The organism is Priestia sp. 53B2, from assembly GCF_056099005.1.
This window is the reverse complement of record NZ_JBLZXA010000001.1, coordinates 81,611-96,526: the sequence shown is the minus strand read 5'-3', so window position 1 is coordinate 96,526 and position 14,916 is coordinate 81,611. Positions and strand designations below refer to the sequence as shown.

14 protein-coding genes and 1 pseudogene are annotated in these 14,916 nt (G+C 40.1%); 13 read left to right on the top strand and 2 right to left on the bottom strand.

All coding sequences use genetic code 11. The annotated features are described in order from the left end of the window. On the top strand, positions 1-1,137 hold the full coding sequence (locus ACN6NE_RS00605) for an ATP-binding protein (RefSeq protein ID WP_474324058.1): 1,137 nt from the start codon (positions 1-3) through the stop codon (positions 1,135-1,137). A gap of 57 nt (positions 1,138-1,194) precedes the next feature. Here the strand turns inward: ACN6NE_RS00605 and ACN6NE_RS00600 are convergent, their stop codons facing one another. Next, positions 1,195-1,968, bottom strand: coding sequence for a DUF2628 domain-containing protein (locus ACN6NE_RS00600; protein ID WP_129710582.1), 774 nt, complete (start codon positions 1,966-1,968; stop codon positions 1,195-1,197). A 190-nt stretch (positions 1,969-2,158) separates the two neighbouring features. Between ACN6NE_RS00600 and ACN6NE_RS00595 the strand changes: the two genes are divergently transcribed. From ACN6NE_RS00595 to ACN6NE_RS00565, 7 genes and pseudogenes are all read left to right on the top strand, one after another. Continuing rightward, a complete protein-coding gene (locus ACN6NE_RS00595) occupies positions 2,159-2,503 on the top strand; it encodes a YunG family protein (RefSeq protein WP_129710581.1) in 345 nt (114 codons plus the stop codon). A 14-nt stretch (positions 2,504-2,517) separates the two neighbouring features. Continuing rightward, positions 2,518-3,396, top strand: coding sequence for a PhzF family phenazine biosynthesis protein (locus ACN6NE_RS00590; protein ID WP_129710580.1), 879 nt, complete (start codon positions 2,518-2,520; stop codon positions 3,394-3,396). 163 nt (positions 3,397-3,559) lie between these two features. Then, entirely contained in the window at positions 3,560-4,234 is a 675-nt protein-coding gene (locus ACN6NE_RS00585; protein ID WP_474324056.1) for a response regulator transcription factor, read from the top strand. After that, positions 4,231-5,613 (top strand): sensor histidine kinase, encoded by a 1,383-nt coding sequence (locus ACN6NE_RS00580; RefSeq protein WP_474324055.1) that lies wholly within the window; start codon positions 4,231-4,233, stop codon positions 5,611-5,613. Before ACN6NE_RS00585 ends, ACN6NE_RS00580 begins: the two co-directional genes overlap by 4 nt. A gap of 72 nt (positions 5,614-5,685) precedes the next feature. Beyond that, positions 5,686-6,770 (top strand): annotated as a pseudogene (locus ACN6NE_RS00575) (ABC transporter permease). After that, positions 6,770-7,465, top strand: a complete 696-nt coding sequence (locus ACN6NE_RS00570; RefSeq protein ID WP_474324052.1) for an ABC transporter ATP-binding protein — start codon at positions 6,770-6,772, stop codon at positions 7,463-7,465. The pseudogene ACN6NE_RS00575 and the gene ACN6NE_RS00570 overlap by 1 nt, the downstream one beginning before the upstream one ends. A gap of 261 nt (positions 7,466-7,726) precedes the next feature. Then, entirely contained in the window at positions 7,727-8,116 is a 390-nt protein-coding gene (locus tag ACN6NE_RS00565; RefSeq protein WP_474324050.1) for a VOC family protein, read from the top strand. A gap of 91 nt (positions 8,117-8,207) precedes the next feature. Here the strand turns inward: ACN6NE_RS00565 and ACN6NE_RS00560 are convergent, their stop codons facing one another. Beyond that, entirely contained in the window at positions 8,208-8,441 is a 234-nt protein-coding gene (locus tag ACN6NE_RS00560; protein WP_474324049.1) for a hypothetical protein, read from the bottom strand. 426 nt (positions 8,442-8,867) lie between these two features. Here ACN6NE_RS00560 and ACN6NE_RS00555 point away from each other — a divergent pair, with 426 nt between their 5' ends. From ACN6NE_RS00555 to fsa, 5 genes are all read left to right on the top strand, one after another. Next, positions 8,868-9,227, top strand: a complete 360-nt coding sequence (locus ACN6NE_RS00555) for a hypothetical protein (RefSeq protein ID WP_474324047.1) — start codon at positions 8,868-8,870, stop codon at positions 9,225-9,227. 446 nt (positions 9,228-9,673) lie between these two features. Further along, positions 9,674-11,176: a glucose-6-phosphate dehydrogenase gene (gene zwf / locus ACN6NE_RS00550; RefSeq protein ID WP_129710572.1), complete on the top strand. Its 1,503-nt coding sequence runs from the start codon at positions 9,674-9,676 to the stop codon at positions 11,174-11,176. 28 nt (positions 11,177-11,204) lie between these two features. Next, positions 11,205-13,199, top strand: coding sequence for a transketolase (tkt, locus tag ACN6NE_RS00545; RefSeq protein ID WP_129710571.1), 1,995 nt, complete (start codon positions 11,205-11,207; stop codon positions 13,197-13,199). Between the two features lie 30 nt (positions 13,200-13,229). Further along, a complete protein-coding gene (gnd, locus tag ACN6NE_RS00540; protein WP_129710570.1) occupies positions 13,230-14,123 on the top strand; it encodes a phosphogluconate dehydrogenase (NAD(+)-dependent, decarboxylating) in 894 nt (297 codons plus the stop codon). Positions 14,124-14,172: 49 nt separating this feature from the next. Next, positions 14,173-14,841, top strand: coding sequence for a fructose-6-phosphate aldolase (gene fsa, locus ACN6NE_RS00535; protein ID WP_129710569.1), 669 nt, complete (start codon positions 14,173-14,175; stop codon positions 14,839-14,841). The last annotated feature ends 75 nt before the right edge of the window (positions 14,842-14,916 follow it).

Below are 14,916 nucleotides of genomic sequence, written 5' to 3'. Positions count from 1 at the left end.
ATGGAAGAGAGGAACATCAATGAAAAAGCCGTTCGGGATGTATTGCAGATGGCTAGCGAAGTAGTCGGAAGCAGGACGCTGTTTGTAGGGATTTTCGACGAACAATTTTCAGTTATGAAAGCCTTTAATAAAGAAGGGGGAAGCCTTGTAGAGGATGGACTGACGCTGCCGTTAGAGCTTGCGGTATGCAACTTAGTCACGTGTGATGAACCCCTTGTTATTCCCAATACAAAACGCGATGTTAGAACGTCTAATTTAGCCATCATTGATGGTGCCCGGGTAGGTTCTTATTTAGGAACACCTATTGTGCTAGAAGACGGGAGAATGTTTGGTACTTTATGCGCGGTCGATCCGGATCCTTATCAGTTTAGCGAAAGTGAAATTCAAGGGTTAAACCGGCTGGCTGGTATTTTGTCTCATATTATTTATAAAAATCAAGCGGCTGTTTTGCCGAAAATTGAAGAGAAAATTCTGCAGCTTGATAAACTGGCGCTCGTAGGGCAGCTAGCAGCAGGGTTAGCGCATGAGATTCGAAACCCGATGCAGTCGGTGCGCGGTTTTATTCAATTTCTATTTAATGAAAATGAACAGGCAGAGCCTTTTCAAAAAATTGTTCTTGATGAACTGGACCGTATGAATGCACTCATTAACAACTTCTTGCTTGTCACGCAGCCAACAGCGCCTAAAAAAGAAATTGTATCGATTGTAGAAGTTATTCATGATACCGTTGCTTTCTTGAAAAGTGAAGCTGCGCTGTATAATGTCGAAATGAACGTAAGAATAGAAGGAGCCATTCCGCTTGTATCAATCGATCCTGCTCAAATGAGACAAGTGTTTATGAATCTTTTGAAAAACGCCATTGAAGCAATGGAGAAAAAGAAACGCGGGGAAGTAAATCTTATTATCAAAGAATGGGAAGGTTGGGCTCTTATTGACATTCAAGATACCGGCTCTGGCATTCCGCTATCTATTATTAATAAAGTAGGAAATCCATTTTTCTCAACAAAAGATGGAACAGGCATGGGGTTAGGGCTTTCTATTTGTAAAACGATCATCAACGAGCATAACGGTAAGCTTGCGATTGAAAGTGATGAGAACGGGACAGTGGTGACGGTGAAGCTGCCTTTGACGCTTTAAGATAAAACAAAAAAGAAAGGAGAGCAAGCACTCATCCTTTCTTTTTTGCTGACCTTTTTAATATGCTGAACTGTCTTCAATCCAGTATTCATAGTCTTCCGCATCTTTTTTATTTAACTTTTTGCCGTTGATGTAAATTTTGTCCCACTCGTAAATTTGTTTATCCAAATAAACGTTAAACACAATGCGTACATGCTCTTTTTCCGTATAATCGTAGCCGGTAAATTGTACAACGTGATGACGGCCTTCTTGCTTGATGTAGGTCCATTTTGGATGATCGTTGTACGTTTCAAGCGTAATTGCTTCGTCGCCGTAGCGAACTACATCTTTAATATTCGTTTTTGTTGGTAAAAATGATAATCCCGCTCCGACTCCAAAAGTAATCACAAGCGCTAAGATGCTTAAACCAATAGCAATTCCGATGTGAGTGCCGCCTTTTATTTGCAAATAAGCTTCTTTCCGCTGCTCCGGCTGAGCTTCGGCTCGAGCTAACACGTTTTTAACGTGCTTATAATACCAGCGGTTGGCACATAGCCCTGTAATAAGTGAAGCACCGCCGAACACAATTGCGTCGGACCACTCTGGTATGTCTACAAAGCACAAAAGGGAAAACCAAATTACTTCAATAAGCGATAAAATAAAAAAGTGCTTATACATTTTTCGGTATGCAAACCAAGCGCTTGTCAGAAAAAAGGCTGCCCAGTTCCACGTGTTGTTTTTAGCTGGATTGGCTGTTTTTCCCCATTTTAAATCATAATACGACGTATTCGTTCGAACTACTTTATGCTCTTCTTCAAAAGAAACGAGTTCATTTACTGCTTGTTCTTCCATTTAAAACACCTTTCATTGGTTATAATCTATCATCTAAAATGACTCTATTATTATACATTATTTCTAGTATTTTTCTATTCTTCCTTAAATTATTTTTAAAGTAAGAATATTTGTGCTATGGGTTTTTCAACAAGAACTTTCATAAAAAAGAAGAATATGGTAGATTTGAAGAAAAAGGAGCTGCTTGAACGTGAATCATTTAAAGAAAGCCCTGCACCAATCGTGGTCAATTCATTCAAGCACGAAGTGGACGGCTGATAATCCTTCTAAGGGACAGTGCGGCGTGACAGCTCTTGTCGTTCAAGATCTAAAAGGAGGAGATATTTTAAAAACTCCGTGTGAAGAAGGGTGGCATTTTTATAATAAGCTCAGCGAAAAGCGCTATGACTTTACACAAGAACAATTTCCTGAGCCTCTCCAATATGCAGACATTTTATCCAGTCGGGAAGAAGCGTTTATGGATACGAATAAAGAGCAATATGAGGCTTTAAAGAAAAACGTAATGACCTATTTTATACATAAAAATTCCCTTTAGAAAGGAACACATAAATGAAAAGTATTCAGTATTCCATTGTTGATGTATTTGCACAGAGAAAATATACGGGAAATCAGCTCGCAGTTTTTAAAGACGCAGGAAGCCTTTCAGACAAAGAGATGCAGCAAATGGCTAAAGAAATTAATTTTTCTGAAACGACGTTTATCACGTCTGCTTCTGCAAAAGGAGAATATAACGTGCGGATTTTTACGCCTAATGAAGAAGTACCATTTGCAGGCCATCCGACGCTCGGTACCGCTTATGTTATCCGAGAAGAACTAGAAGAAAAAGATACAGAGGAGCTTATTCTTCATTATAAAGCAGGTCCTACGCCCGTTACATATGATGAACAAAAAGATGTGCTATGGATGACACAAGGTCAGCCGACGTTTGGGAAAGTGCTTGATAAAAAGCGAGTGGCGGATGTGTTAAACCTTGATGAAGCTTATATCGACACGCGTTTTCCCGTTCAAGAAGTATCCACCGGTCTGCCGGTCATCCTTGTCCCGTTAACATCATTAGAAGCAGCTAAAGAGATACATGTAGACAAAGAAAAATATTTCAAACTGATAGAAAATACAGAAGCAAAAGCGATTATGGTCTTTTCGCCGGAAACCTATAACCAAGATCATCAGCTAAACGTGCGAGACTTTGCCGACTACTACGGCGTTCCAGAAGATGCGGCAACAGGCAGCGCCAACGGCTGTTTAGCAGCATATTTAGTTAAATACGGCTATTTTAATCAGACCGTGATTGATATACGTATAGAACAAGGATACGAAATAGGAAGACCTTCACTGCTGTACGTAAAAGCTAGTTATGACGGAGAGAAATTTCACATTCAAGTAGGCGGAAAAGTCGAGATGATTGCGAGAGGAGAATGGATTTTGTAACAAGCCGTTCATCTGCTGTTCACAATAAGTTCTTATCCTAATAAAAACGCAATATGACCGCGACGTTTGGTTACACTAGTAAACAGATAGATACTGAAAGAATAAATGATGGCGGCCAAAAGGCCGCCATTTTAAATGGTTGATAAAAGGAGTGGCAGAAGAAATGATTCATATTTTACTGGCGGATGACGATGAGCATATGCTGCAATTAGTTCGTCACTATTTGCAGCTTGAAGGCTATATGGTTCATGAAGCAAAAGACGGTGAGGAAGCTTCGGGTCTGCTTGCTAAGCAGCACATTCATTTAGCGGTTGTCGATATTATGATGCCTCATAAAGATGGGTATGAAGTTTGCGAAGAAATACGCAGCTATTATGATTTTCCGATTATTTTATTAACGGCAAAAGATCAGCTGGAAGACAAAGAAAAAGGCTTTTTAGCAGGAACAGATGACTATGTGACAAAACCGTTTGAACCAAAAGAATTGATTTTCCGAATCAAAGCCCTGCTTCGCAGGTACGAAGTGGTAAATGAAAAAATGATCGTGCTGAACAACACCTTTATCGACCGAAAAAGCTATGAAGTGCACTGCAGCGGGCGACTGTTAATTCTTCCAATGAAAGAATTTGAATTATTAGCTCAGCTTGCGAGCTATCCAGGAAGAATTTTCACAAGAGAAGAATTAATTCATCTGATATGGGGAGCGGATTTTAACGGACATAACCGCACAATCGATGTACACGTAAAAAGGCTGCGCGAAAGGTTTGAACATACCGATGATTTTGTCATTACGACGGTTCGAGGCGTCGGCTATAAGCTTGAGGTGACGGCAAAATGAAGACGCTCTATTTGCGGATCGTCCTGACAACCATTGCTGTAATGGTATTTAGCAGTCTCCTAGCGTTTATTTTAGCAAACGTTTATTATCAGTACAGCTTAAAACCTTATAACGATCAAAAGCTTACGCGTATGGCAAAAGACATTGCGAGCTTTTACGAAAGCAATAGGGGCGTGGATCAACAAGCTTATTTACAGCATATCAGTAAATTAGGCTATCAAATATATGTGGTGGACAGGAGCGGATATGAGACGTTTTACGGACGGGAATTTAGAAATCAGCGCTTAGAAAAGAGTGCTGTCAAACAAGTCCTGGACGGGAAAATGTATCACGGAATTGCAAACTTTCCTTCACAGGTGTTTGTGACGGGATTTTTTGATAATGTGTTAGCCAATACCATCGGCGTGCCGTTAAAAGGAGAAAGTAACAGGCAGCAAGCGCTGTTTATTCGCCCTGATATTCAGCTGCAGTTCGGGGAAATGCGCATTTTTTTCTCGGTCATTTTACTGCTGATGATTGTATTAAGTATTTTATTTGTACTTATTAGTACGCGTTATTTAGTAAAACCAATCGTCAAGCTAACGGAAGCGACAAAACAAGTGGCAAAAGGAAAATACAACGTTGAGCTGTACGTAAAGCGCCGAGACGAAATCGGCGCGCTTGCTTCACATTTTTCCGAGATGGCTAAAAGTTTAGAGCAGCTTGAAGAGATGCGCCAAGAATTTGTATCCAACGTGTCGCATGAAATTCAGTCTCCGCTGGCGTCCATTCAAGGGTTTTCGAAAACGCTCCGTTCTGCACATCTTTCTGAGGAACAGAGAAATGAGTATCTGTCTATTATTGAAGAAGAAAGTCGGCGCATGTCGTCGCTCAGCAAACAGCTGCTTACGCTTGCTTCACTTGATAAAGAAAGTCAGCATATCGACAAAATCCCGTTTGATGTTGCAGCTCAAATCAAGCAAGTGCTGTTCATGACGGAGTGGAGCTGGCGTGAAAAAGAGTTAGCTATTGAAATGGATCTTCCTTCAACGATGATTTCAGGCGATCAAAAATTGCTTCATCAAGTGTGGACAAATTTGATTACAAACAGCGTAAAATTCACGGAAGAAGGAGGAACGCTGTCTCTTCGCGTTGGTATGGAAGACACGCATTGCCACGTTGAATTTCAAGATACGGGAATCGGCATGTCAAAAGAAAGCCTCCCGCATATTTTCAATCGTTTTTATAAAGAAGATAAAGCAAGAAGTCGGACGGAAGGCAGCAGCGGTCTTGGCTTAGCGATTGTAAAGCAAATTGTTGAGATGCACGAAGGCTCCATTCATGTTGAAAGTGAAAAAGGAAAAGGCAGCACCTTTCACGTTTATCTTCCGAAAATGTAATGAGCCGTTCATCTTCCATTCATTTTCTATTTTTATACTTTAAATAGAATTAAAAAAGGAGATGAAAGAAACATGTTTTTGGCTTTACGTGAATTGAAACATGCGAAGCTGCGCTACTTACTCATTGGCGTGATTATGGTGTTAATTGTATGGCTTGTACTTTTTGTATCAGGCTTAGCAAAGGGGCTTTCCTCTGACAATGCTTCAGCTGTTCAAGAAATGAAAGGAAATTACGTTGTGCTTCAAAAAGAAGCGGATCAGCGTCTTACGCGCTCTGTTTTATCCATAAACAAAACAGAAGATATTCAACAACTAAGCGGCAAGAAAAAAGCTGAGCCTCTTAGTGTGATGATGACAGCCATTATAAATGAAGGAAAAGAGAAAAAAATAGACGCCTCGTTTTTTGCGGTAAACACAAGGGGCTTTTTAGCTCCGAGTGTCACAGAAGGAAAGATGATTAAAAACGATGCGAAAGGCGAAGCTGTGGCAGATTCTTCGCTAAAAGAAGAAGGCGTAAAATTAGGTGATACGATAAAAGATACGGCTTCAGGAAAAAGCTTTAGGATTGTTGGTTTTACAAAAAATCAGTCGTTTAGTCACGCGCCTGTCATTCATATTAATTTGAAGGAATGGACTACGCTTGAAAGCACAGGTGCTTTTAATGCAGTCGTATTAAATATGAACAACCAGCAAGCACAGGCTCTTCAAAAAAAAGAAGCTGACATCGATGTAATCAGTAAAGATGAAGCGTTAAAAGGAATTCCAGGTTATCAAGAAGAACAGGGCTCGCTTTTAATGATGGTGGCGTTTCTTTTTATTATTGGAGCTTTTGTGCTAGCCGTCTTTTTCTATGTAGTGACGCTTCAAAAAATGAATCAGTTTGGCGTGTTAAAAGCCATCGGAGCAAAAACAAGTTATTTAGCGCGGACGATTTTATCTCAAGTGGTTGTGTTAACTTTATGCAGTCTTGCTATTAGTATTGGACTGACATACGGAGTAGCTGCCATTTTGCCTGATTCGATGCCATTTACTTGGATTTATCGCTAATCGTAGGCTGTTCGGCGCTGTTTGTAGCTGTTTCTGTATTGAGTTCATTATTGTCGCTGTATCGCGTAGCAAAAGTAGATGCGGTTGAAGCGATTGGGAGGGGTGTTTAATGAGTGAAGAAAAATTAGTTTTAGAGAATGTTAGCAAGTCGTTTGGAGAAGGAGAAAACGCTGTAGTCGTATTAAATGACCTATCGCTGCGTGTGAAAGCCGGAGAGCTTGTGGCGATTGTCGGTCCTTCTGGTTCTGGGAAAAGTACCTTTTTATCTATTGCAGGGGCGCTGCTTTCACCGTCTAGCGGACGTGTAATTATTGACGGAGACGAGATTAATAAAATGTCTCCATCACAAATGAACAGTATTCGTCTGAAGAAAATTGGCTTTATCTTTCAATCAGCTAATTTAATTCCGTATTTAACGGTTCGCGATCAGCTTCTTCTTGTAACGGAACTAGAAGGAATTCGAAATAAAGAAGCGAAAAAAAGAGCGGATGATTTGCTTGAAAAACTAGGGCTTGCTCATCGAAAGCATCACTATCCTGAAAGTTTATCCGGAGGAGAACGCCAGCGGGCAGCGATTGCAAGAGCGTGGATGAATAACCCTGAAATTATCTTTGCAGACGAGCCGACGGCAAGCTTGGATTCAGAGCGAGGAAGAGCAGTCGTGCAAATGCTCGCAGATGAAGTGAAGCTAAGGGGCAAGTCAGCTGTAATGGTTACACATGACCACAGAATGCTGGATTTATGTGATCGTGTTGTGTGGATGGAAGATGGAAAATTAGTAGAATCAAATAGCGTGCAAGTTTAAAAAAGTGCTGCTCTTGACAAGAGCAGCACTTTTTTTGCGTTCTTCATTGTGCATATATTTGTCGTCTCGGTTTGGCGCCTCCATACGTTCAATTCTTTATTAGTAAATCAGTTAGTTATTCATATTCCACTTCTTTAAAAAGCGTGTAGCGAAAATAAAACAACGCTATTTAGGAAGGAAGAAAATAAGACACAGGAAATGAAAAAGCAATGAAGAAATAGTAAAAAGGTGATGAAACGATGAGAAAAAGGAGTGAAAGCAATGATTACAAAAGTCGGTCAAATTATGGTATATGTAAACGATCAAGATCAAGCGGTAAAGTTTTGGACAGAAAAAATGGGATTTCAGGTTATGTCTGAACAAAATAACGAACAAGGCATGAAGTGGATTGAGCTAGCGCCGGTAGCGGGGGCCGAAACAACCATTATCCTTCATAACAAACAGCTAATAGCAAAAATGCAGCCAGAATTAAATGTCGGGACTCCTTCGCTGCTGTTTTTTACAGAGAATGTGGATGAACTATACAGAGATTTAACAGCTAAAGGCGTAACGGTGGGAGAAATCGTATCTATGCCTTCAGGAAAAGTCTTTAACTTTTCAGACAGTGAAGGTAACTATTTTGCAGTTATGGAAAATGGGAATAATAAATAGAGCAAAAATACAAAACACCGGGAGCATATATATTCTTCCGGTGTTTTACAGGCAAAACAGGATGAGTTACTCTTCATTGTTATTAGTGAAATTAAATTAGCTTATTTCGCCCGTACTTTCCTGCGATTTGTCCACCTTGAGATGCATTTTGCCCGCCGTTTATAGCAATTTGTCCGCCTTCATATGCAATATTTGTATAATAATTAATGGTTACACAGCATGGTTTTTTCTTGCGAGAACGCTTTTTAGAAGAATAATCGCTTTCTACATAATATTTTCCATCTGCTGAATTGTAGTAGCAATAATATTTTTTTATAGAATTCACTCCTTTCATCATAACTACTATATTTTATTTGTTATGCAAAGGTGTGCTTGTACATATGTGTATTAATATTCGTTTTATTTCTACAGGACGTAATAAGCTATTTTATAAATCAAGGAGTGTTGCCCCTTATGATAAAACTAATGGAAGAAAAGGTGGTGCTAAGAGAAGCGACACGGGAAGATATCAATGAACTTTATTAATGGAAATACGAAGAAAAAACCAAGAAGCAAAAAAGTGGAACGGCATTGATTAATATAGTCTCATTATTTAAGGCTTCTTCCTTTATGAATGGAAGAAGCTTTTCTTATGTCAATCATGTCAATCATGTCATCTGTAAGACCTAGCGTGTATAAAATTAAAAGAAGGAACGTTTATATAGGTCTGCTCAAATCAGCTACTGTGTTAAAAACATCAGGGGGGAAATGCATGCGGGCAAACTTTAAAGAATCTACAAAAAGAAGCGTGAAAAAGGAGAGAACGCTGCAGTTTACACTAAATGTAATCGGAATATTTATGTTTATGGGGATTTTAATCAGGTGGTGGACCGTTCCGTTCGCTGTTAGTAATGATCTTCGAATTTACTATAATCCAGATTTTCAAATGAAGCCCAGTGAGTGCAAGGAATTTCTTGCGTTTACTTTATGGGCATCAAGCGTGTATTTTATGTTAATCAACGTTTACTTTTTAAGCAAAACAGGTAGAAGACTAGTCTGTACCGTGCTTGTTTTACTGGCTGTTTTTAACCTCTATATGATGCTTACGCTTCTTGTTGCAGTGACGCATTAAAGTTAAAGTGTGAGTGTAGCTCAAAAGAAAGAGGTCAACTTCTTGTTTCTCTTTTGGATTGAGCTACGATTTTTTTATGGGAAAAACAGATAGGTCTTCAAACATCTTTATTAGTTGAGCTTTCATATTACTTCCACCTTTTGATATTTTCACCTGACACATATGTAAATATTATGTATGTTTTTAATTTCATATAATTCTATCAAATCCATTAAAGCAGTTTTATTTTTTAAATTCAACCGAAAAGTATTTTCATTATTTTTCCATAAACTAAACGAGATAAGCTGCTATAAGGTTTAAAGAAAAAAAGAAAAATGAAATTATTTTTTACAAGTTTAATATCTTGACGAAAAAATATTTCAGGAATAAGATATGTTACATAAAGTAACGAGTGAAAGAAAAGTTACTTTTTAAAGATTATATTTTTCCTAACAGGAGGAAGAGATATGGAAGCGATGACTTTTGTTTTATTCGGTTCAACAGGTGATTTAGCGAAACGCAAAATTTATCCTGCACTCTATAATTTATTTGTAGACGGGAAAATCCCTAAATCAATTTCTGTTGTGGGACTAGGCAGAAAGGAGATGTCCGATGCTGATTTTCAGAAAAAGGTAGAAGAATCTATTCACACTTTTTCACGTCGCATCGAAAAAGATTCATCTCTTATGCAGCATTTTCTTTCAGCTTTTCGCTACAGCCAATTGGATGCAACAAATGCTGAAGACTATAAAAGTCTGTTAAATCTAGTAGAAGCACGAGAAGCAGAACTAAACATTCCAAGCAACCGGATGTTTTATCTCTCCGTTGCACCAGAATTTTTCGGTACGATCGCCGAGCATATTAAAGACAGTGGCTTAGGTGCTACAAAAGGTTGGAAACGGTTAATTATTGAAAAACCGTTTGGCCATGATCTACAGTCAGCTCGACAATTAAACGAAAACTTAAGCAAAGCGTTTAAAGAAGAAGAGATTTACCGCATTGACCACTATCTTGGCAAGTCGATGGTGCAAAATTTAGAAGCGCTGGAATTCGCTAATCCCATTCTTCAATCATTATGGAATAACGAACATATTGCGAATATACAAATTACAGCAAGTGAAACGGTCGGAGTAGAGGAAAGAGCAAGCTATTATGACCATTCAGGAGCCATTCGAGATATGGTCCAAAATCATATGCTGCAAATGCTGATGATGACGGCCATGCACTTACCGGCTCGCATTAGCGCTGATGATATTCGAAACGAAAAAATAAATGTGTTAAAAGCGCTTCGTCCGCTTGTAAAAGAAGATATGGATCTAGACGTTGTTCGCGGTCAATATGAGGCTGGAAAAATAAACGGGTCTTCAGTGGAGAGCTACGTAAATGAGCCCGGCGTATCACCATCTTCGCAGACGGACACGTTTTTAGCAGCTAGACTATATATCGATAATTCGCTTTGGAAAGGCGTTCCTTTCTACATTCGTACAGGGAAAAGAATGGCTGAAAAAGCGACGCGAATTGTTATTGAATTCAAAGACTCTTTAAAAGAGTTGTACTTAGACAAAGGAGAAACAACATCTCCAAATCTGTTGATCATTGAAATTAACCCGCATGAAAATATTACGCTGCAGTTGAACAGCAAAAATCCATTTAATCATGGTCATATTGAGCCTGTACAAATTAATTTTTCAGGTCAGCAAGAAGGAGCACCGGAAGCATATGAGCGTCTTATTGCAGATGCATGTGCCGGAGATTCTACATTTTTTGCTCATTGGAAAGAAGTAGAACTAGCTTGGGAATGGGTTCAGCCGCTTCTTGAAGCGTTTGAGGAAAATACAGTGCCGCTTCATAAATATGCTGCCGGTTCACATGGCCCTGATGCATCAAATGCACTTTTAGCAAAAGACGGTTTTAAATGGTGGCTGGATGAAGAAACAGCGAGTCAATCACGCGAAGGGCAGCCAGTTTAATACAAACAAAGCGAAAGAAGGATGACACATGAGTACCAACATAGACACACTTGCAGTTAACACGATTCGCACCCTGTCAATCGATGCGGTGAACGCAGCCAATTCAGGCCACCCAGGGCTTCCGATGGGAGCGGCTCCGATGACCTATGCGCTATGGGCGAATCACTTACAGCACAATCCGGCAAATTCAAGCTGGTTTAGCCGAGATCGTTTTGTCTTATCAGCCGGGCACGGTTCAAGCTTGCTGTATAGCATGCTTCATCTAAGCGGATACAATGTATCAATAGAAGATTTAAGAAGCTTCCGCAAGCTAAACAGTAAAACACCGGGGCATCCTGAATTTGGCCATACGGACGGCGTAGAAGCCACAACAGGTCCTTTAGGTCAAGGAATTGCAAATGCAGTGGGAATGGCGATGGCAGAAGCCCATTTAGCAGCAAAATTTAATCAACCAAATTTCCCTATCGTTGATCACTATACGTATACGTTAGTAGGCGATGGTGACTTGATGGAAGGCATTTCTTATGAAGCTATGTCCATGGCTGGCCATATGAAGCTTGGCAAACTTATCGCTTTATATGACTCCAACGATATTTCGTTAGACGGGGAATTAAATCTTTCGTTTAGTGAAAATATCCAAAAAAGAGCGGAATCTGCAAACTGGCAGTATTTGCGTGTAGAAGATGGAAATGACGTAGATGAAGTCACAAACGCAATCGGAAAAGCTAAGCAGCATACCGAACAGCCAACGCTCATCGAAGTGAGAACAATTATTGGCTACGGAAGTCCAAAAGTAGCGGGAACAAATAAAGCACACGGCAATCCGCTTGGAGAAGAAGAAGCAAAAGCAACAAAACAAGCCTATGGCTGGGAAACTGAAGAAAACTTCTATGTTCCAGAAGAAGTAAAAGCCCATTTTGAAAAGCTAGAAGAAAAAGGGATGAAAGCAGAAGCAGAGTGGAACAAGCTATTTGCTTCTTACCAAAAAGAATACCCTATGCTCGCTGATGAATTAGAGCATGCCATCACGGGCGAAGCGTTAATTGAAGTGAATGATATTTTAACATTCTCATCAGAAAAAGCGATTTCGACTCGTGTTGCAAGCGGAGAAGCTATTAATTATTTCACTAAATCTGTGCCATCTATTTTTGGAGGCAGCGCTGATTTATCGCATTCCACGATGACGGACATTAAAGAAGGAGGCCCTTACGCACCAGGATATTTCGGTAATCGAAATATTTATTTCGGAGTACGTGAACATGCAATGGGAGCGGCCGGTAATGGAATGGCCCTTCACGGCGGTGTGAAGCCGTTTGTCAGCACATTTTTTGTTTTTAATGATTACTTGCGTCCAGCGATTCGTTTAGCTGCACTGCAAAAACTGCCGGTCACATATGTGTTTACTCATGATTCCATAGCAGTAGGAGAAGATGGACCAACTCATGAGCCGGTTGAACATTTGGCTTCTCTTCGTGCAATTCCCGGGCTTACCGTAATCCGTCCGTCTGATGCAAACGAAACAGCAAGCGCTTGGGCTTATGCGCTTCAGCAAGTGGAAGGTCCTGTAGCCTTAGTGCTCAGCCGTCAAAACTTGCCTGTATTTGAAGAAACAAAACGAAATATCAACGACCTAGCTAAAGGAGCTTACGTACTAACCGAAACAAACGATAAACCGGAGATGATTTTCATCGCTACAGGTTCTGAAGTAGCACTAGCGGTCAGTGCTAAAGCTCAGCTAGAACGTGAAGGTACATCCGTACGAGTTGTGGCAATGCCTAGCTGGGAGCTGTTTAACAAGCAGTCAAAAGAGTATCAAGAGCGCGTCTTGCCTGAATCTATTTCAAAACGAATCTCTCTAGAAATGGGAATTTCACTTGGCTGGGAACGTTTTGTAGGACCAAAAGGAAAAGTGTTAGCAGTTGACACATTCGGTGCTTCAGGAACCGGAGCTGATGTGATGAAGCTGTTTGGATTTACAGAAGAAAACGTAGTGGCACAAGCAAAAGAATTGCTAAAGGCTTAAATAAGAAGATAAATAGAAGGAGCTGTTCACATGAAAGTAGGATTAGTTGGTTTAGGGAAAATGGGGATTAACTTAGGACAAAACTTATTGGATCAGCGTCATGACGTTGTAGCATTTGACGTAAATTCAAACGCAGTAGAACAAATGAAAGAGTACGGTGCTTCAGGAATATCAAGCTTGCAGGAGCTTGTTCAGTCACTAGAAACACCAAGAGTTGTCTGGCTGATGGTTCCTCATACGGTTGTTGATTCTGTTATTAGTGAAGTGACGCCTTTTTTAGCTGAAGGAGATATCGTAATTGAAGCCGGAAACTCTCATTACAAAGAGTCTATTCGACGCTATAACGAGTTAAAAGAAAACAAAATCCACTTTATGGACGTTGGAACATCTGGCGGAATGGAAGGCGCTCGTAACGGAGCATGTTATATGATTGGCGGAGATCGTGAAGCGTGGGAAATTGTTGAACCTATTTTCCGCGATACAGCAGTAGAAAACGGATATCTATACGCTGGAGAAGCAGGCAGCGGGCACTTTCTAAAAATGGTTCATAACGGCATTGAATACGGCATGATGGCTGCAATCGGAGAAGGATTTGAAGTTCTTGAAAAAAGCCAATTCGACTATGATTACGAAAAAGTGGCGAGAGTATGGAACAATGGATCTGTTATTCGTTCATGGCTAATGGAATTAACAGAAAATGCATTCTCTAAAGATGCTAAGCTAGATGACATCAAAGGAGTTATGAACTCTTCTGGTGAAGGGAAATGGACGGTAGAAACCGCTCTAGACCTTCAAACAGCTACGCCAGTTATTGCGATGTCTTTACTGATGCGCTATCGCTCGCTTGAAGATGATACCTTTACAGGAAAGGTAGTTTCCGCGCTTCGAAACGAGTTTGGCGGTCATGCTGTGGAAAAGAAATAACAAGTGAAATAGTGGGTATAGTAAAAAAAACTAATGGAGGAATGAAAAGATGAAATTTTTTATTGATACTGCAAACCTTGACGATATTAAAAAAGCATACAAATTGGGCGTTTTATCTGGAGTCACAACAAACCCTTCTCTTGTTGCAAAAGAAGGCGTAAAGTTTGAAGACCGTATTGAAGAAATTTTAAAAACCGTTCCAGAAGTAGAATCCGTTTCAGCAGAAGTGACGCCGGATGCCGAAACAGCAGAAGACATGATTGCGCAAGCAGAGGAACTAATCAAAATTAACGGCGGAGATCAAAACATTACGATTAAGCTTCCAATGACGATTGCTGGATTAGAAGCGACTCGCTACCTTGCTAAAAAAGGTGTAAAAACAAACGTAACGCTTATTTTTACTGTAAACCAAGCGCTTTTAGCAGCTCGTGCAGGTGCAACGTATGTATCTCCGTTCCTTGGTCGCCTTGATGATATTTCAGAAGACGGCGTACAGCTTGTGGCTAAAATTGCCGAGTTGTTCCGCATTCAAAATATCGACTCTCAAATCATTGCGGCTTCTGTAAGACATCCGGACCACGTTACACGCGTAGCCCTTGCCGGAGCTCATATTGCAACTATTCCATATTCAGTAATCGAGCAGCTTGTTAAACATCCTTTAACTGAACAAGGAATTGAAAAATTTGCGGCTGATTGGAAAAATGCTGTTCAAAACTAAGTAAAAGATAAAGAACGTGCGCATTCTAGAAAAAGAATGCACGCGTTCTTTCATAATATCCCTAAAGAGGTAAAC